Source organism: Microcystis sp. M144S2 (assembly GCF_020246065.1).
Taxonomy (GTDB): domain Bacteria; phylum Cyanobacteriota; class Cyanobacteriia; order Cyanobacteriales; family Microcystaceae; genus Microcystis; species Microcystis ichthyoblabe_A.
Window position 1 is genome coordinate 1 of sequence record NZ_JADBTR010000093.1, and the last position, 17894, is coordinate 17894.

A 17894-nucleotide genomic window follows, 5' to 3' on the forward strand; every position below is an offset into this window, starting at 1 on the left:
CCCTTGATAAGGGGGGTGCCGATCCCCCCTGCCCCCCTTGATAAGGGGGGTGCCGATCCCCCCTTAGTCCCCCCTTGATAAGGGGGGTGCCGATCCCCCCTGCCCCCCTTGATAAGGGGGGTGCCGATAGGCGGGGGGATCCCCCTTGATAAGGGGGGTGCCGATCCCCCCTTAGTCCCCCCTTGATAAGGGGGGCATCTGATAATTTTTAACGCCTACCTACTTAGAAAGTTTGGTTAAAAGCAAGTGAAATAACATTTAGGGGAAATCAACACAATGACCGAAGATATCGCGACTCCCAGCAAAATATGGATCATTACGGGTGAATCTTATGTTCGAGAAACGCCCACCGGCGCTAGAAGTAGCCGTGATATCGGGGGAAAGATCGGTGAATCGGCCGAAGTTGCGGCCACCGAAAGAAGTCAAGTGGATGTGTCCAAACTGAAGCTAGAAATGCAGGGCTTTCTCAAAGCGATGCGGGAAATGCTCGATGAAGCCGATCCTCCAGGCGCTAAAATCCGGCTCGATGAAGTGGAACTGTCTGTAGAAATTAATGGGGAAGGACAAGTTAGCCTGTTTGGGATCGGGGGCAAAGCAGGAGGGAAAGGAGCGATGACATTTAAGTTCAAGAGAAAAGATGGCTAAAAACTGGGTGATAGCGATCGGCATCAACGAGTATGACAACCTCAAGCCGCTGAAATACGCCAAGAAAGACGCGGAAGCGATCAAAGCTTGGTGTGAAGGGGAGGGAGGATTCGATCGCAGTGGGATATTTCTCTTTACCGAAGATTCTCCACCCATTCCTGCTAGTCCCCCCATTCCCACGCAGCCAACCTACGGTCGTCTCAAGCGGTTTCTTCAGAAGCAGTTCGAGACTCCCCTGCTTAAGTCTGGAGACAATCTCTGGTTTTTCTTTGCTGGTCATGGCAGGCGCTATCAAGACAAAGACTATCTGATGCTGCCGGATAGTGATCCGGGCAATGTAAGAGAAACGGCTGTATCGGTGGATTATGTCACCGAGCGGCTGCGGCGGTCTGGGGCGGATAACGTCGTACTATTGTTAGATGCCTGTCGAGATGAGGACAGCCGAGGCGGTCTGGGCATTGGAGAGGAGGAGCATCAGGGAGTCATAACCTTTTATTCCTGTACTGCCAATCAGCAATCTTGGGAGATCGATGAGTTGCAACAAGGCTCATTTACTCATACGCTGCTGGAAGGATTGCGGCGGCAAGGAGAAGCCAATTGTGCTACGGTCGAGCGTCTAGACGAATATCTGCGCCGTCAAGTCGAGCAAACTAACGCTAGATATGGGAAACCGAGACAGAATCCCTATCTGAAAGCAGAACCGCCCCACAAGCTCTATTTTATTTTGTTAGAACAAGTTGCCACGCTTAGGGACGTGCAACCCCTAAAATATCAGGCTTCCTTAGCAGAAAATAGGGGCGACCTTGACTTAGCTGAACAGTTATGGATTCGTGTCTTAGGAGCATCTCGTGGCGATTTAGATGCGATCGAAGCTATCAAGCGCATCGCTCTAAGACAGTCTTCGATTCCTTTGACGCGTCGCGAATACGTCACGGGGTCTGAGGGAAATAGGTCATCGACCCCTAAACCTTCTCAAGAAACTGGACTCAAGGTATTTAACTTTGAGGTGGTGGGAGTAAATGCGAAGGGTGAGCAAATCAAAAAAGAGTCGAAACAGTCCCAATATTTCAGCGAAGATTTGGGCAACGGCATCACCTTAGAGATGGTTGCCATTCCGGGGGGAACTTTCCTGATGGGAACAGAAGACGAGGAAATCGAAAAACTGGTTAAAAAATTTAATTGGGAAGTATTTAGAAGGGAAAGACCACAACATGAAGTAACTGTCCCACCCTTCTTTATGGGTAAATACCCCATCACCCAGGCCCAGTGGAAAGCGATCGCCGCAACCGCTAAAATAGACATCGACCTAGAGACAAACCCTTCTAACTTCAAAGGGGATGAGCTACCCGTAGAAAGAGTCAACTGGTATCAAGCAACGGAATTTTGTAAACGACTATCAAGAGAAACAAAACGGGAGTATCGACTACCGAGTGAAGCGGAATGGGAATACGCTTGTCGTGCTGGAACCACCACCCCATTCTACTTTGGGGAAACCATTACAGGGGAATTGGCCAACTACAGGTCCAGCGAAACCTACGCCGATGAATACAAAGGAGAATATCGACAACAAACGACTCCTGTGGGACAATTTCCCCCCAATGCCTTCGGACTGTACGATATGCACGGCAATGTCTGGGAATGGTGCGCCGATACTTGGCACGATAATTATGATGGTGCGCCGACGGATGGCAGTGTCTGGACAGAAAATGGGGATGATAATCGTTCTCCTCCGCGGGGCGGTTGTTGGTGCAGCAGTCCAAGTTACTGCCGTTCCGCTTACCGCAACGGCGGCAGCCGCCGCGACGACTACGTCAACGACCTCGGTTTTCGGGTGGTGTGCGGTGCTGGGAGGACTCTGTAACCCTTTTCCCCTTTTTATTCCTTTTTACCCTCATTCCCTATTTTTTCTTTTTCCTTTTCTTTCCCGCCCTTAGGCGGGTCGATTTTTTTGAGAAATTTATTTAGCGATCGCTATCGGGGGATAGAATATGCGGGGTGCGCTACCCAAAATCGATCGCTGGAGCAGTGGGGGCCAGGTTAGGGAACGCACCAGACAAGATCGGCGATCGCACTGCGTTATACCTTAGCTCTTCGCAGACGCAGTTCTCTGTAACTCTTCCCATCGAACTCCATGACGCAGGCTCGATCAAAAGAGCTTAGATACTCATTATTCATCAACTGCTCATGCGGGCGAAGCGTACTTGCGCCGACGCTGCCATCTAAGACAAGTAAAAGCAATGCCTCATCAAATCCATCACGCCATTTCAGAATATTCCGTTCTTTGTCGTCAAGCGCATTTTGTATTAGTTCGTCTGTTGTTTCACCGACCCAAAAGCTATATGTGTAACTCCAATGAGGGGGGTGATCCCCTTCAAGTCGCATTACGCGAACATAGTCGATTTCTTCAGGCCAATCCGGCCCCCACAACTTTTCAGCACGCAAGGTGAAACAATCTCCAATTTTAGGATCATACTTCTCAACCAATTTCACTAGCATCTCAGCTATTTTTCTTTCTCGCCTTGCGATCAGGTCAGCATCACGATAACTGCTAAAGGATACCTGGACATCAATCCATTTGTCGCTACGCCTTGAATGAATGTGGGAACAAGTTTTAACTACAGATTCATATATGCCACGACGCTTACGGTCGCGACTGCCAGACCCCTCTTTCTCGTCATTGAATAGATTCCTGATTTCGATTCCAATCGTAATAGAATCAATTCTTGCTATGATATCGGGTCTTTCCAGGTGATCTGGCACGTGCAGTTCTGCGTAGTGGCTCAATCCTCCTGCATCACGAAATAGCTTGACTACGTTTAGCTCGTAAAGTTTTTGTCTTTCTGTGGTCATGGCTCTAATCGGTATAACGCCAGCGTTGCTGATTGGATATCTTAATCTTCTTTGGTGAAATTTTTAAAACCTAGACTCCAACTAACTTTTGGATGCGATACACAGTTAGCATTCATCCCTTGATTCAGCAACGCCGAATAATCTTATACTACTCCTAATCACTTCTTATCTCTTGACAATGACCTTAGAAACCGATCACGGTAAAAGCCATCCCGTCGGTGCGACTGTCTTGGCCGATGGTGTCAACTTCTCACTATTTTCTAAGTATGCTACTGCGATCGAATTATTATTATTTGATGATGCTAATTCTCCCGTACCTAGCCAGACTATTCTCCTCACCCCGCAAACAAACCGCACCTTTTTCTATTGGCATATTTTCGTTCACGGCATTGGAGTCGGTCAAGTGTATGCTTATCGAGTCTATGGTCCGGATAATCCGGCCCAGGGTCATCGCTTCGATCCTGATAAAGTAGTTCTCGATCCCTATGCGAAAGCGATTGTCGGTGCGGAAATTTATGATCGACAAGCTGCCAGCGAAAAAGGCGATAATTGTCATCGAGCTTTGCGGGGTCTGGTAGTGGATCCGGGCCGCTACGATTGGGAAGATGACAAACCGCTACGCACTCCCTACTCTGCCAGTTTTATCTACGAAATGCACGTCGGTGGCTTTACCCGTAACCCGAATTCTGGCGTTAGCGAGGAAAAAAGAGGTACTTTTGCGGGATTAATCGAAAAAATACCCTATTTAAAAAACCTAGGCATTACTGCCGTGGAATTGTTACCGATTCATTACTTTGATCCCGCTGCCGCTATGCCGGGGTTAACTAACTATTGGGGTTATAGCACGATCGGCTTTTTTGCGCCCCATGCCGGTTACAGTAGCGATCGCTCACCGATCGGTCCTTTGAATGAATTTCGCGATCTGGTGAAAGCGTTACACAAAGCGGGGATCGAAGTGATTCTCGATGTGGTTTTCAATCATACCGCCGAGGGGGACGAAACCGGGCCGACTCTTTCCTTGAAAGGTATCGATAATCGCACCTACTACATCCTCGATGCGGTCGATAAAAGCCTCTATAGCAACTATACCGGTTGTGGTAACACCCTCAAGGGCAGTCATCCCATTGTTGGCAAAATGATTCTCGATTGTTTGCGCTATTGGGTGTCGGAAATGCACGTGGATGGTTTTCGCTTTGACCTAGCGGCCGTATTATCGCGCAATGTGGACGGGGAACCGATCCTGCAAAAAGGTTATAACATTATCTGGGCGATCGAATCGGATCCGGTCTTAGCTGGCACAAAATTAATCGCCGAAGCTTGGGACGCAGCAGGATTGTATAGTGTCGGTCAATTTGTCGAATTTGCCGATTGGTTTTCCGAGTGGAATGGTCCTTTTCGCGATGATGTGCGCGCTTTTGTCCGGGGAGATACCGGCATAGTCAGCAAATTAGCGGCGCGGATTTTAGGAAGCCCCGACATATACCACAGACCTAACACTGATGTCAATAGAAGTATAAATTTTGTTACCTGTCACGATGGCTTTACCCTTAACGATCTAGTGTCCTACGACGAGAAACACAACGAGGCTAACGGCGAGGAGAATCGGGACGGTTGCAACGATAATTTTAGCTGGAATTGTGGGATAGAAGGGGAAACCAATAACGAGGCGATTAAAACCCTGCGACTGCAACAAATAAAAAATCTCTTAACGATCCTGTTCATTTCCCAAGGAACACCTATGCTGTTGATGGGGGACGAAGTGCGACGCACCCAAAAGGGCAACAATAACGCCTATTGTCAGGATAACCAGTTAAGTTGGTTCGATTGGAGTGCGGTAGAGCAAGAGTTCGATCTTTGGTGTTTCGTAAGGAGACTGATCGATTTTAATAAAAAATTAGCTCTTTTCCGTCAAGAAAAATTGCTAGAAGTCACCTATACCAGTCTTGAACCCCATCTCAGTTGGCATGGTGTACAGTTGAGTAAACCCGATTGGTCGGAAGATTCCCGCAGTTTAGCTTTTTCCCTGCGTCATCCTAAGGCAAACGAGTATTTACACATTATGCTCAACGCTTACTGGGAATCTCTCAACTTCCAGTTACCACCCTTGGGACAAGGGGAAAAATGGCATTGCGTCATCGATACTGCTGGGCAATTGTCCGAGGCAGCCTGTGATTTAGATGCCGCCGCCGCTATTGAATCGGAAAATTATCGGGTGCAAGCGCGTTCGGCGGTAGTTTTAATCGTTAAATCAGTATAACAAGAGGAGAGATATTGCTCGATCGACCGATGTTGAATGCTTTAACTAATGAACAATGGCATCAATTCAATCGTCAAGTGGAAAAACGTTATTTATTTGCGGAGCAATAGCTGAAATGATGCGGCTTTCATTAGCGAAACGGGTATCGATTCTCTCTTTGTGTTTAATTGGTTTTTCCCTGCCTTGGACTCCGTTCAGCGTTTCACCAGTACAGGCGAACCTAGAACCGACTGCGATCACTCTTGGTGATCCCGTTCGGGAAGAAAAGCAAGCTCGGCAGATAGTGGAATGGTTGGGAACTAAACAATACGACAAGGTGATCGCAGCTTTGTCACCCCAACTAAAACCCCTCTGGACTGCCGAAAAACTGCAAAAGGTCTGGGAAAGCCAAGTCACTGACCATACTGGACCGTTTAAGCGCATTGTCAAAAGCAGGCTACTCGATGCTATCAATGCCAATCTGGTGATTGTCACCGTTGAATTTGAGAAAGTTACCGACGATGTGATAGTTACCTTTAACCGAGCTGGTCAGGTAATTGCCGCCGATTTTCCCGAATTTCGTAGTATTTCTGAGATTGGCGATGCTTTTGTCAAGGCTTTGGTCAATAAAGACTACGGCCTGGCCAGAGGCTATCTACACCCTTTTCTCAAAGCTGAGGTTTTCCCCACCAGAGTGCAAGGCGCTTGGGAAAATTTACTTAAGCGTACCGGCCCTGTGCGTCGGGTTGTGGGAACTCAGGTCAGAAAAGGTTCGGATACGGACGGCGTGGATTTGGTGTTGGTGACGATTCAATTTGAAAAACTGACGGATACTTTAATCCTCGTTTTTGATGATCAAAAGCAGATTGTCAACGTGGATTTCCCTTTAGGCAATTAGTAATCAGCCGAAATTACCCCGTAAATTGAGTTGGAGACGATAAGTTATGTTAGATAAAATCGAAGTTCCCATCGAAGCGATCGCAGCTAGGGAGATTCTAGATTCCCGCGGCCGTCCCACGATCGAAGCGGAAGTGCTGTTAGAATCGGGGGCGCTCGGTTTGGCCCAGGTTCCCAGTGGCGCTTCTACGGGTAGTTTTGAGGCCCACGAATTACGCGATGATGATCCCCAGCGTTACGGTGGTAAGGGTGTCCTGAAAGCGGTTCGCAATGTCCACGAAAAAATTGTCCCGGTTTTGGAGGGGATGAATGCTTTCGACCAAGCTAGTATCGATTTAGCTATGATCCATCGCGATGGCACGGCCAATAAACGAGAATTAGGGGCTAATGCTATCCTAGCCGTCTCTCTGGCTACGGCCAAAGCAGCGGCGGCGGATCTGGGATTGCCTCTCTATCGTTATCTCGGTGGTCCGATGGCCAATGTGCTACCCGTCCCGATGATGAACGTGATCAATGGTGGTTCTCACGCTGATAATAACGTCGATTTTCAGGAGTTTATGATCTTCCCCATCGGGGCCGATTCTTTTAAGGAGGGTTTGCGTTGGGGAGCGGAAGTATTCGCCGCTTTGGGTAAGGCCTTGCACGAACGCAAATTACTGACTGGTGTGGGCGATGAGGGCGGTTATGCTCCTAATTTGGCTTCAAATCAGGAAGCTTTGGATATTTTGATTGAATCGATCGAACGTGCTGGTTATAAACCGGGGTCGGAGGTGGCTTTAGCTATGGATGTGGCCGCCAGTGAATTCTATAAGGATGGTCAATACATCTACGATGGTTCGGCCCATTCTCCGGCCGAAATGGTGGATTTTTTGGCCAGTTTAGTCGATCGCTATCCGATTATTTCTATTGAAGACGGTTTACACGAGGAGGATTGGGATAACTGGAAATTATTGACCGATAAACTGGGGTCGCGGATTCAGTTGGTGGGCGATGATTTGATGGTGACTAATCCCATCCGTCTGCAAAAAGCGATCGATCTGGGTATTGCTAACTCGATCCTGATTAAACTCAATCAGATCGGTTCTTTGACGGAAACCCTACAAACGATCGCCCTGGCCACCCGTCACGGTTATCGTTCTGTTATCAGTCATCGCTCTGGAGAAACGGAAGACACCACGATCGCAGATCTAGCGGTGGCCACTAATGCCGGACAGATTAAAACCGGTTCTCTCAGTCGCAGTGAACGGGTGGCTAAGTATAATCGCTTATTACGCATCGAAGAAGAATTGGGCGATCGGGCGGTGTACGCGCCGAAAGTCGGTTTAGGTCCAAAATTCTTGGCCTAAAATTTGCAAAAAGTCTTGCAGTGATCGAAAAAGGGTGTTATACTAAGGGTACTGATAACTGATAACTGGTCACTGACTATTGTGGTACTTCGCTGAAACCTTTTTCGGCGAAGTATTTATTTGTGGCCTTTTTTTTGCACAAAGTTATGATTTTTGGATCAAAGGTGTTATACTAAAAGTACTGATAACTGATAACTGGTCACTGACTATTGTGGTACTTCGCTGAAACCTTTTTCGGCGAAGTATTTATTTAACCACAGTTCGGGTTAAACAGAGGGGGATAAAGCCCATTCCATGGTCAAGCTGAACTTATCGGGCGTTGTCGCCGTCAGCGCTAGGGAGTTTTTGGGGAAGGGAAAGCATCCCGTCAGATTGCGACCTCCATTGATTTTTGTAAATAATAATTTCAAGGCACTCGCTACTAGCATAGGATGGAAACGTCAGATTTCTAGGATGGGGATGATGAAAGACAGTTCTATATTTCGACGTTTCCCACAGGTGTTCGCGGGTTTATCAGTGCTATCGATCGCTCTCGTCTTGAGTTCGTGGATAGCGGCACGCTCGTTCTTGGCGGTGAAACGGGCGAGCGATGTTTTTGTCGTCACTGGTTCGGCCAAAAGGGCGATTACATCCGATTATCTTCTCTGGCGTTTATCGGTTTCCAGTCAACAACCTACCGCCCAAGATGCCTACCGCGATCTGATCCGGCAAACCGAGCGGATACGAGCTTATCTCAAAGAAAAACAAGTTCCCGAGGACGCAATCACCACTAACGCGATCGAGACGATGGCGATTCCCGAAGTAACAGCTAACGGCCAGGAAACTGGGCAAATTCTTGCCTATCGTCTCACCCAACGCTTCGAGATCCGAGCGAGCGATGTGGCCCGTTACACGGAACTTTCTAGGCAGGTAACGGAATTGATCGAGGAGGGAATTAGCCTCGTCTCTGAACCTCCCCAATATCTTTACACCCAACTGGATAAGCTGCGGGTGGAAATGGTGGCTGCAGCGACCAAGGATGCAAGAGCGAGGGCTGAGGCGATCGCCAGTAGTACCGGCAGTCGGGTGGGAAGGGTGCGCGATGCGAAAACGGGAGTTTTTCAGATCACCTCGCGCAATTCCACTGACGTGAGCGATTCGGGAATTTACGACACTTCCTCGATCGACAAAGATATTACCGCTGTGGTTTCGATAACTTTCGGGATTGACTGAATTACAGTCTTTACCCACGGCTGCATCTAATTTTTGTCAATCTACTCAGTGGGGATTTTTCAAGGGAAACTATCTTCTAAAATTGGCGGTTATTGGCGATTTTTTCCCTCAATCGCCCCGCGGATTAGCCTTTGGAGTGGGATGCTTACACGCGGTTGTTTATACATTTGTACTACCTTAAGGATGACTGATCATTGCTGATTGTCGGTATTTTGGCGAAACTGAGATGCTCCCAGAAAATCCGGACAAGCTAAGAGAAGATGAGGAGAGGCACTCATGCAAGAGGAAATTTATTTTGCATGACTACTTAATAGCATGATTCCTCGATCGACTTTTTCAGCCGACCCTATCTGATAGCAAGGAGAGAGTGAAACGGCTCTCTCCTTAATTATTGCTATTCGTCGTCGTCGCTGGCGCCAACTTGCTTGAGATGAATATGTTTTCTCCCCAAAGTAATTTCAAATTCATCTCCCGGTTTGAGTCCCATTTTTTTGGTGTAGGCCGAACCGATCAGGAGATTATTATTAGATTGGACACTGATCCGGTAGCTGGCCGAGCGCCCACCTCGTCCGTGACCATTGGCACTGCTATCTAAGTCAATTCCCTCAGCATCGATTAAAGCATTGAGAAATTTCATCATATTAACGCGTTCAATACCATTTTTTGTCATGGTATAGTAGCCGCATTCCCGGGCTTTTTCTTCTTTGCTGAGGTTGCCTAGCTGTTTAACTTTCTCAATTAGTTCGAGGCCGGTCAGGGGTTCTGGATTAGTAGTTTTGTTCATTTAAGTTTGCAGTAGATAAGTAAAGGTTAGGGTCATCAAGGCTAGTCGAGGAGAATTGCTTCCCCTGACCAGAAACAATCGGGTTACGATTGATCTCTACACTTATCTTACACGGTATAAACTAAAAATTATCACTTGCTTGAGGAAATTGATTGTAATTGATTACACTCTATCTCTCGATCAAAATCTTAACAGAATTTACCAATGTTGATCGAGATGCCGGGGTAAGAGAGGTTAGCCTTTCTGTCATCAAGGAGGGCAGGGGGTAGGATAGAGATAAAGAGGTAAAAATGAGGGATAATGAAGCTAACAACTAGGGGTCACTATAGTGTTAAAGCCTTGCTGGATCTTAGTTTACAACCGAGGGGAACTCCCGTATCGGTAAAATCGATCGCTCTGCGTCAAGATATACCGGCTGCCTATCTAGAGAAATTGCTGATAGAAATGCGACGAGCGGGGTTAGTTCGCTCCTTTAGGGGGGCGCAAGGAGGTTATCAGTTAGCCAGGCCGGCAAATCGTATCTCGTTGGGGCAAATTTTGGAGGCGGTGGGAGAGACGATCGAGCCATTATCAGGTTATCATCCCAGGGACGAACAGGCAGAAGATTGGGTGACATTTACTATCTGGAAACACCTCCACGAGAAATTAAAAGAGGCCCTGGGGAAGATTACCTTAGCCGATTTATACTACGATGCGCGTAGCTGGATCGCCGCTAGGGGAGAGGAAACCAGCTTTATTGTTTAGTAGTTTAGAAGTTATGACAGCAACAACTCAAGGAAAGATTTATGGGGGGGGTTGTCACTGTGGAGCGATCCGTTTTCAAGTGGCGATCGAGCATGATCAAGCTCTAGACTGTAATTGTTCGATTTGTCAGAAAAAAGGCTTTCTGCATCTGATTGTTCCTTCAGCACAATTTACCCTCCTAAGCGGTGAAGATTTCTTAAGTACCTATACATTTAATACCCACACAGCCCAACATTATTTTTGTCGTGTTTGTGGTATTCATCCTTTCTATCGTCCCCGCTCCCATCCTGACGCTATAGATATAAACCTGCGCTGTTTGGATGGCAATGTCTTAGGCGATTTTCAGATCCAGTTCTTTGATGGGGCTAACTGGGAAGACAATATTGAGAAAATTCGGGATATCGATGGCAAAAGGGAGTAATTGTGAAGGAAACGGCAACGGCGATCATTTTAGTATTAGGGGCAGTTTTAGATTATCTGATCGGCGATCCCTGGGGATGGATTCATCCAGTGCAGGTGATGGGGGCGATTATTGCCGTTGCCACAAAAGTTATCCTTAATTGGACGCGGGAAAAAATTTGCCAACGTTTAGCGGGCATAATTCTGGGACTGAGTTTAATTATCTTGGCTGGGGTCTTAACTTGGCTAGGAATCCAATGGTTAGGTCAGGTCAATTTGCTGCTGAGTTGCCTAGTACAAATGATTCTCTTGGCTAGTTGTTTAGCCGGTAGAAGTTTACGCAGGGCTGCCGAAACCGTCATCGCACCTTTACAAGCTGAAAATATCACCCTAGCTCGTTGCCAACTAAGTTTATACGTTGGTCGCGACACAGATAATCTCAGCCAGGAAGAAATCCTCCGCGCCCTATTAGAAACTGTCAGTGAAAATGGTGTGGATGGAGTTACCGCGCCGCTTTTTTATGCCCTTCTCGGTGCTTTTCTGGGGGTGGGACCAGTGCCCCTCGCTTGCGCTTATAAAGCCGCTAGTACCCTCGATTCGATGATTGGCTATCGTCGGCCACCCTACACCCATATGGGTTGGTTTAGTGCCAAAAGCGAGGATGTTTTGACATGGCTACCCTGTCGTTTGACGGTATTAACTCTCGCCCTAATTTCGGGCCAGCCGGGGCGGGTTTTAAGCATTTGTTGGCGCGATGCCCGTCGGGATCCTAGTCCTAATTCCGGTTGGAGTGAATGCGTCTATGGGGCGATTTTGGGGGTGCAATTGGGGGGTAAAAATCAATATCGGGGCCAGATTGTGGAAAAACCTTTATTGGGCGATGACCTCAACCCGATTACCGTTAAAACCGTCGAACAGGCTTTGCATTTAACTCGTACTTGTGTATTACTTTGGTTGGCGATCGCTGTTAGCTGCTTAGTTGCTAGAGATTTTGCTCAATTTTAGCGACCACAGGCGACGGCGTTGACGGGATTGACGCTGCCAGTAACGGATAATCAGGGAGAAGGTCAAGAATAGGGATTGCAGTATCTGTATCTGTCCGCAGAGGCGTTGATAGTTTTGTCGGAGATAATAGGTTTTCGCCCCGGCGATGAGAATATATTCGGGGGCGGGGTAAAAAATGTGGTGTAAACGTCGTTCCACCCGGTTTAAAATTTTGGTCACTCGCCCTAAAATCCGCCGCAATTGCCACAATTTCCAGACTAGAAAGCAATTAAATAAAGTTAAGCCTAGATTGAAGCCGAGGACAAAAAAGAACATGGTCGAGGCGATGGTCGAGTTATGCCAATTTTAGCCTAGATTCCCGACTTGAAAGTGTAGGAGAAAGAAATCTAAGACTAAATCCGTTGAGTAACGCACAGAAAACGGGTTTCTCCGAGAAACCCGTTTTCTACTCATGCAAAAGGCAAAGATTTAGCGTCCGAGAGCGTGTAATCCGTTAATAATTTCGGCACAGCGCTCGGTAACTGCCTGTAAAGCCTCTCTTTTGCTAGAAATCGGTGGCGGCAGCACTTCCCCGATGCGAATGGTTAAGGGGATACTATGGGGAAAAGAAGACCCTTTTTGAAAAATCTTTTCTGTCCCCCACAAACTGACGGGTAACAGGGGAACGCCCGCTTTAGCGGCAATCATCGCCGCGCCTAGTTTTGGTTGATGGATTAATCCGTCCTCGGTGCGGGTTCCCTCCAGAAACACTCCCACTGCCCAGCCCGCTGCTAAGGCTGCCATCGCCGCCCGAATTGCCCCGCGATCACCACTGCTGCGTTTGACGGGATAGGCCCCGTAAAGAGCGATCGCCTGTTTTAAAATCGGGATGGTAAATAATTCCTCTTTAGCCATATAAGCTACGGGACGACGCACGGCACAGGATAATAGGGGTGGATCGAAGTAACTGGCGTGATTGGAGACGATAATCAGAGGATGACGACGGGGGACATTTTCCACTCCGTAAACGCGACCGCGAAAATAGCCGTGTAGGGTTGGGCTAACGAACGACCATTTAAAGAGATGATATAAAACTAAACTGGCAAAAGGTTCTCGCTCTTGAGGCTGGTTCATGACTGACAATTTTTCCCTAGACATGGAAAAGCCCTTGGGAGTCTTGCCGTGTTTCGACCCCAAGGACTTTGCTTTCTTCTCACTCCTCACACAATTAAAATGTATAGCAATTTATGGGTTAGGGAAAGGTTAAGCGTGCCGCTTTCTTAACTGGCATAATTACTTATCTAGGGTTGAGAGCGGCAAAAGGATTAGCAAGGTGTGTAATTAATTTTGCTTGGGTACTGAAAAAAGGGCTCTTCGTTACTCTTTATGCTAAATTAACAGACAAGATGCCAAGACAACACAGGGTAAGCGCATCTCAAAGGCTATTGACAGCTAGATTGTAGCTCTTGAGTAGGAGCCGGTAAGTCCGCCGCCAGCAGGGTAAGCATATAATTATTAGGTGATTTCCGAGAACAAATTTACCTTCGGCAGAGTTTAACAATGCCAAGCTCTGACAGCAGATAATTGATCCTCTGGTAATTTCTTGAGAGGAAATCACTCTTTTATTGACAAAGTTTGTTATAATAAAGCCTCATAAACCTTAAGATAGTTACGAGAATGACCAATTGTTCTAGGTTAATTGAACTGCCACCACCGCCACCTAACAAAACTGGTTGGCCTTGGACAACAGAAGATATACCATCAAATAGCATTGATAGTTCTGCCTATCCCAAGGTGACAATAGTTACTCCTTCCTACAATCAGGCACAGTTTTTGGAGGAAACAATACGTTCTGTTTTATTGCAGGACTATCCTAATTTGGAATATATCGTTATTGATGGCGGCAGCAAGGATGGCAGTGTAGATATCATTCGCAAATATGGGCCATGGATTGCCTATTGGGTTAGTGAAGTGGATAAGGGACAGGCAGATGCCATTAACAAAGGTTTTAAGAAGGCCACTGGAGAATTTCTCGGCTGGCTAAACTCGGATGATTATTTGTATCCAGGAGCTATAGCTAAAATGGCCAAAGAATTAGAAAATCATCCCGATGTCAGTTTTGTTTATGGAGATATAGACCAAGGTTCAGAAAATAATAAATCTAGACTTTATGGGAAAAATTCTACTATAGATGAAATGCTCAAAAACTACACAGTACCAATTCCTCAACAGGGCAGTATGTGGAGACGTACTGTTATCAGTGACATAGGAGGTCTCAATCCCAGATGGAACTTTGTTCTTGATCGAGAATTTTTTCTCCGTGTTGCCACCAAATATAATTTAAAATATATAACCGGTGTTATTGCCTTTTTTCGGCATCATCTGGATTCTAAATCCGTATCAAGGGCGCAGGCAAAGCACTGGATACAAGAACTTCCAATAATGTACAATGATTTTTTTGAAAATAATTATGACAACAATATAGAGACGAAAAAACTCAAGCATAGGGCTTTGTCTATGGTCTATTTACATTGTGCTTCAATTGCTTTAAAAAGAAGTAATAAGAGCAAGGCTCCTAATTTTATTTTACAAATGATTAAAGAATATTTGCTTTTTTTATACTGGTATAGTCGCCAATAAATAATTATTGAAAAATCAAAGACAGATAAATGTATGAAATGATACTTGTGAGCAAGTAAATAAATTGATAATGTAGTGTCAACAATGAATGTACTAGGCAGCAGCTAGTCTAATCAGGCGTTCAATTGTCTAGGGACATACATGGTAAAGTCCATCACCCTAATTCCCAATGATAATGAAAATTTTGTTATTCAGTCGCTATGATACTTTAGGTGCTAGTAGCCGCTATCGTACCTACCAATATTTGCCTTATTTGAAAAAAGAGGGAATAGCGGTTGAGACCGCTCCTTTATTAGATAATGATTATCTTAGAACTCGCTACTTAGGGAAAAAATACCCTTTATCGAGATTATTATCTGCTTATCAACAGAGAATTTCGCTGCTGTTGAAATCTCAAAAATACGATTTAATCTGGTTGGAAAAGGAAGCATTACCTTGGCTACCAGCTTGGCTAGAATTACTGTTGCTCAGAGGAAGAACACCTTATTTAGTTGATTATGATGACGCAGTATTCCACCGTTACGATCAACATTCTGCTCCTATAGTTAGATGGCTATTGGCACAGAAAATCGATCGAGTAATGCAGAATGCTCGGTTAGTGATTGCGGGAAATGATTACTTAGCTAACAGAGCAACACAAGCAGGAGCTAAATGGGTAGAAATATTACCCACCGTCGTCGATCTTGATCGCTATCCCTTATCAAAAGCTCCTCAAAATGAAGTCTTTACCATCGGCTGGATAGGAAGTCCATTGAAGTTTGTCGATTATATACAAGAACTTTATCCTGTTTTAAAAGAGATTTGTCGAGATGGTGCTGCCAAAGTCGTTGCTATCGGTGCCAAAGAGATAAATCTAGAGGATATACCTTTAGAAATTAAGCCTTGGTCTGAGGCAACCGAGGTGAAAGAGATGCAACAATTTGATGTGGGGATTATGCCCCTTACCGATACGCCATTTGAGCGAGGAAAATGCGGATTTAAACTAATCCAATATATGGCATCTACTCGCCCAGTTATTGGTTCACCAGTGGGGGTTAACGCAGAGATTATTAAGGAGGGTATCAACGGCTTTCAAGCTAGTAGTCAAGCTGAATGGCTGCAAGCTTTTCAAAAGCTGAAAAATGATCGAGATTTAAGAGAAACCATGGGATGGACTGGCAGAAAAATTGTCGAAGATAAGTATAATATTCAAATAACCGCCCCTAAAATGTTGCAGCTATTGCAAAAAGCTAATCAAGTTTTAAAAACCTAAAACTGTTTTTCTAAAATTATCCATAAATCAAGAATCGAAACCATACATGAAATGAAAATACTTTTTGTTATTACTAGAGCAGATACCGTTGCAGGCGCACAGGTTCATGTACGGGATTTAGCGAGATTTTTGCAAGATTCTCACCATCAAGTCTTAGTTGTTACTGGAATAAAAGGCATTTATAATGACGATCTGATCAGTCATCGCATAACCAATGTATCTTGTCAACACTTTGGCAAAAAAATTAACTTAATTAAAGACTGGCAAACCTTGAATTTTATCAAACAAATTATTGCAGAATTCCAACCAGATATTATCAGCACTCACTCTAGTAAAGCGGGAATTTTAGGACGATTAGCGGCCAGAAAAAGCAAGACTCCTTGCATTTTTACCGTCCATGGTTGGGCTTTTACAGGAGGTGTACCAGAGCCGAGTCGAACTATCTATCAGTGGTCAGAAAAAATCACAGAACCTTTAGCTAATAAAATTATCTGTGTTTCGGAACAAGATCGATTAATTGGAATAAAAACTGGTATGCAACCGCAGCGATTATTGACCATTCATAATGGGATGCCAGATCTACCAGCAGAATTGAGAGCTAATCCTAGTAATGCTAACCCTGTTCGTGTTGTCATGGTGGCAAGATTTGATCAGCAAAAAGACCATGTAACCTTACTGAAAGCCTTTCAAAATGTTCCCGAAGCCCATTTAGATTTAGTCGGAGACGGTCTGGATTTAGAAAAAATTAAAACCTTAGCCAAGGAGCTAAAAATTATCGACAGAGTTAACTTTTTAGGTTTTCGCAATAATGTAGCTGAAGTCTTAGCTCAAGCCCAAGTATTTACTTTAATATCTAATTGGGAAGGGTTTCCTCGCACTACAATCGAAGCCATGAGAGCGGGATTACCAGTAATTGTATCAGATGTGGGTGGAGCATCGGAAGCCATTGTGGAAGGAATAACCGGATACACCGTAGCGAGGGGAGATGTTAACACGTTACACCAGAGACTATTACAATTAGTTCTTGATCAACAATTCAGAGCTAAAATGGGAGCGGCAGGACGCAAACGCTACGAAACAGAATATACTTTTGAGAAGATGTTTGAAAAAACCTTTCAGGTTTATGAACAAGTTTTAGCAGAAAACACAAAACATGATGATTGAGAATAAAGTATTAATTACGGGTGCAACAGGTTTTATCGGTAGCTATCTTCTGCCAATTTTGTCTCAGCAGAAATTCCAGATTACTGCAGCAGTACGAAAGAATTTGTCTCAGTCCTTATCTATCCCAATTAAAACTATCAAAGTTGGCCATATCGATGAAAAAACTAATTGGCAAGAGGCTCTTGAGGGAATTGATATAGTCATCCATCTAGCGGCTCGCGCTCATATTATCAACGAAACTATTCCCAATCCAGAAGCGGAGTTTATTAAGGTTAATACTCAAGGTACAGCTAACTTGGTTCAACAGTCAATTCAAGCAGGAGTTAAACACTTTATTTTTATCAGTTCTATCGGTGCGATGACAACTCAAAGCGATAGGATACTCACAGAAAATTCTCCCTGTCACCCTGATAGTCCCTATGGTCGTAGTAAATTGCAAGCAGAACAAGCTTTAATTAACCTTGCCAAAGATAGTAACATGACTTGGACAATTATTCGTCCTACTCTAGTTTACGGTCCTGGTAATCCGGGTAATATGGAGCGCTTGATGAAACTAATTAAACGGGGATTACCCTTACCTTTTGGTGCAATAAAAAATCGTCGTAGTTTTGTCTTTGTGGGTAACTTAGTTGCTGCCATTATTACCTGTTTAGATCATCCTAATGCCGCTAATCAAATTTTTTTAATTAGCGATAACCAAGCTGTTTCTACTCCCCAATTAATTCGACTCATTGCTCAACA

Annotated in this window: 17 protein-coding genes; 13 read left to right on the forward strand and 4 right to left on the reverse strand. The window is 45.3% G+C overall.

The genetic code is table 11. The features are described 5' to 3' along the window. The first annotated feature begins 276 nt into the window (after positions 1-276). Complete coding sequence (locus tag IM462_RS11625; protein WP_287699856.1) at positions 277-645, forward strand: Pepco domain-containing protein; 369 nt, start codon at positions 277-279, stop codon at positions 643-645. After that, on the forward strand, positions 638-2506 hold the full coding sequence (locus IM462_RS11630; protein ID WP_287699857.1) for an SUMF1/EgtB/PvdO family nonheme iron enzyme: 1869 nt from the start codon (positions 638-640) through the stop codon (positions 2504-2506). Before IM462_RS11625 ends, IM462_RS11630 begins: the two co-directional genes overlap by 8 nt. 215 nt (positions 2507-2721) lie before the next feature. Here the strand turns inward: IM462_RS11630 and IM462_RS11635 are convergent, their stop codons facing one another. Continuing rightward, positions 2722-3495, reverse strand: a complete 774-nt coding sequence (locus IM462_RS11635; protein ID WP_287699858.1) for a hypothetical protein — start codon at positions 3493-3495, stop codon at positions 2722-2724. 178 nt (positions 3496-3673) lie between these two features. Here IM462_RS11635 and glgX point away from each other — a divergent pair, with 178 nt between their 5' ends. From glgX to IM462_RS11655, 4 genes are all read left to right on the forward strand, one after another. Then, positions 3674-5752 (forward strand): glycogen debranching protein GlgX, encoded by a 2079-nt coding sequence (glgX, locus tag IM462_RS11640; protein WP_287699859.1) that lies wholly within the window; start codon positions 3674-3676, stop codon positions 5750-5752. 115 nt (positions 5753-5867) lie between these two features. Then, positions 5868-6629, forward strand: coding sequence for a DUF3887 domain-containing protein (locus tag IM462_RS11645; RefSeq protein ID WP_287699860.1), 762 nt, complete (start codon positions 5868-5870; stop codon positions 6627-6629). A 46-nt stretch (positions 6630-6675) separates the two neighbouring features. Continuing rightward, positions 6676-7974, forward strand: a complete 1299-nt coding sequence (gene eno, locus IM462_RS11650; RefSeq protein ID WP_287699861.1) for a phosphopyruvate hydratase — start codon at positions 6676-6678, stop codon at positions 7972-7974. Positions 7975-8436: 462 nt separating this feature from the next. After that, the gene (locus IM462_RS11655) at positions 8437-9186 is read left to right on the forward strand and encodes an SIMPL domain-containing protein (protein ID WP_287699868.1); all 750 of its coding nucleotides are present in this window, start codon (positions 8437-8439) and stop codon (positions 9184-9186) included. Positions 9187-9580: 394 nt separating this feature from the next. Here the strand turns inward: IM462_RS11655 and IM462_RS11660 are convergent, their stop codons facing one another. Further along, the gene (locus IM462_RS11660; protein WP_002798186.1) at positions 9581-9970 is read right to left on the reverse strand and encodes an AbrB family transcriptional regulator; all 390 of its coding nucleotides are present in this window, start codon (positions 9968-9970) and stop codon (positions 9581-9583) included. A gap of 300 nt (positions 9971-10270) precedes the next feature. Between IM462_RS11660 and IM462_RS11665 the strand changes: the two genes are divergently transcribed. The 3 genes from IM462_RS11665 to cbiB are packed head-to-tail and all read left to right on the forward strand — an operon-like array spanning position 10271 to position 12118. Then, positions 10271-10714 (forward strand): Rrf2 family transcriptional regulator, encoded by a 444-nt coding sequence (locus IM462_RS11665; protein WP_002783777.1) that lies wholly within the window; start codon positions 10271-10273, stop codon positions 10712-10714. Next, the gene (locus IM462_RS11670) at positions 10662-11135 is read left to right on the forward strand and encodes a GFA family protein (RefSeq protein WP_287715217.1); all 474 of its coding nucleotides are present in this window, start codon (positions 10662-10664) and stop codon (positions 11133-11135) included. The genes IM462_RS11665 and IM462_RS11670 overlap by 53 nt, the downstream gene beginning before the upstream one ends. A gap of 2 nt (positions 11136-11137) precedes the next feature. Further along, positions 11138-12118 (forward strand): adenosylcobinamide-phosphate synthase CbiB, encoded by a 981-nt coding sequence (cbiB, locus tag IM462_RS11675; RefSeq protein ID WP_287715218.1) that lies wholly within the window; start codon positions 11138-11140, stop codon positions 12116-12118. Here cbiB and IM462_RS11680 read toward each other — a convergent pair. Beyond that, positions 12089-12337, reverse strand: coding sequence for a hypothetical protein (locus IM462_RS11680; protein WP_223210962.1), 249 nt, complete (start codon positions 12335-12337; stop codon positions 12089-12091). The two genes, cbiB and IM462_RS11680, sit on opposite strands and share 30 nt — an antisense overlap. A gap of 249 nt (positions 12338-12586) precedes the next feature. Further along, a complete protein-coding gene (locus IM462_RS11685) occupies positions 12587-13255 on the reverse strand; it encodes a lysophospholipid acyltransferase family protein (protein WP_287699862.1) in 669 nt (222 codons plus the stop codon). Between the two features lie 519 nt (positions 13256-13774). Between IM462_RS11685 and IM462_RS11690 the strand changes: the two genes are divergently transcribed. The 4 genes from IM462_RS11690 to IM462_RS11705 all read left to right on the forward strand — a co-directional run. Beyond that, positions 13775-14737: a glycosyltransferase family 2 protein gene (locus IM462_RS11690; protein ID WP_287699863.1), complete on the forward strand. Its 963-nt coding sequence runs from the start codon at positions 13775-13777 to the stop codon at positions 14735-14737. Positions 14738-14912: 175 nt separating this feature from the next. Continuing rightward, the gene (locus IM462_RS11695; protein ID WP_287699864.1) at positions 14913-15989 is read left to right on the forward strand and encodes a glycosyltransferase family 4 protein; all 1077 of its coding nucleotides are present in this window, start codon (positions 14913-14915) and stop codon (positions 15987-15989) included. A 51-nt stretch (positions 15990-16040) separates the two neighbouring features. Further along, positions 16041-17153: a glycosyltransferase family 4 protein gene (locus IM462_RS11700; RefSeq protein WP_287699865.1), complete on the forward strand. Its 1113-nt coding sequence runs from the start codon at positions 16041-16043 to the stop codon at positions 17151-17153. Continuing rightward, positions 17143-17894, forward strand: a 752-nt coding sequence (locus tag IM462_RS11705) for an NAD-dependent epimerase/dehydratase family protein (RefSeq protein ID WP_287699866.1), incomplete at its 3' end; no start/stop codon positions are given. The genes IM462_RS11700 and IM462_RS11705, both read left to right, overlap by 11 nt.

What these genes read in the sequence shown, in the direction of transcription:
- IM462_RS11625 (WP_287699856.1), top strand. Translation starts at nt 277, where the DNA reads ATGACCGAAGATATCGCGACTCCCAGCAAAATATGGATCATTACGGGT.
- IM462_RS11690 (WP_287699863.1), top strand. Translation starts at nt 13,775, where the DNA reads ATGACCAATTGTTCTAGGTTAATTGAACTGCCACCACCGCCACCTAAC.
- eno (WP_287699861.1), top strand. Translation starts at nt 6,676, where the DNA reads ATGTTAGATAAAATCGAAGTTCCCATCGAAGCGATCGCAGCTAGGGAG.
- glgX (WP_287699859.1), top strand. Translation starts at nt 3,674, where the DNA reads ATGACCTTAGAAACCGATCACGGTAAAAGCCATCCCGTCGGTGCGACT.
- IM462_RS11670 (WP_287715217.1), top strand. Translation starts at nt 10,662, where the DNA reads ATGCGCGTAGCTGGATCGCCGCTAGGGGAGAGGAAACCAGCTTTATTG.
- IM462_RS11655 (WP_287699868.1), top strand. Translation starts at nt 8,437, where the DNA reads ATGAAAGACAGTTCTATATTTCGACGTTTCCCACAGGTGTTCGCGGGT.
- IM462_RS11685 (WP_287699862.1), bottom strand. Translation starts at nt 13,255, where the DNA reads ATGTCTAGGGAAAAATTGTCAGTCATGAACCAGCCTCAAGAGCGAGAA.
- IM462_RS11630 (WP_287699857.1), top strand. Translation starts at nt 638, where the DNA reads ATGGCTAAAAACTGGGTGATAGCGATCGGCATCAACGAGTATGACAAC.
- IM462_RS11635 (WP_287699858.1), bottom strand. Translation starts at nt 3,495, where the DNA reads ATGACCACAGAAAGACAAAAACTTTACGAGCTAAACGTAGTCAAGCTA.
- IM462_RS11665 (WP_002783777.1), top strand. Translation starts at nt 10,271, where the DNA reads ATGAAGCTAACAACTAGGGGTCACTATAGTGTTAAAGCCTTGCTGGAT.
- IM462_RS11645 (WP_287699860.1), top strand. Translation starts at nt 5,868, where the DNA reads ATGATGCGGCTTTCATTAGCGAAACGGGTATCGATTCTCTCTTTGTGT.
- IM462_RS11700 (WP_287699865.1), top strand. Translation starts at nt 16,041, where the DNA reads ATGAAAATACTTTTTGTTATTACTAGAGCAGATACCGTTGCAGGCGCA.
- IM462_RS11695 (WP_287699864.1), top strand. Translation starts at nt 14,913, where the DNA reads ATGAAAATTTTGTTATTCAGTCGCTATGATACTTTAGGTGCTAGTAGC.
- IM462_RS11660 (WP_002798186.1), bottom strand. Translation starts at nt 9,970, where the DNA reads ATGAACAAAACTACTAATCCAGAACCCCTGACCGGCCTCGAACTAATT.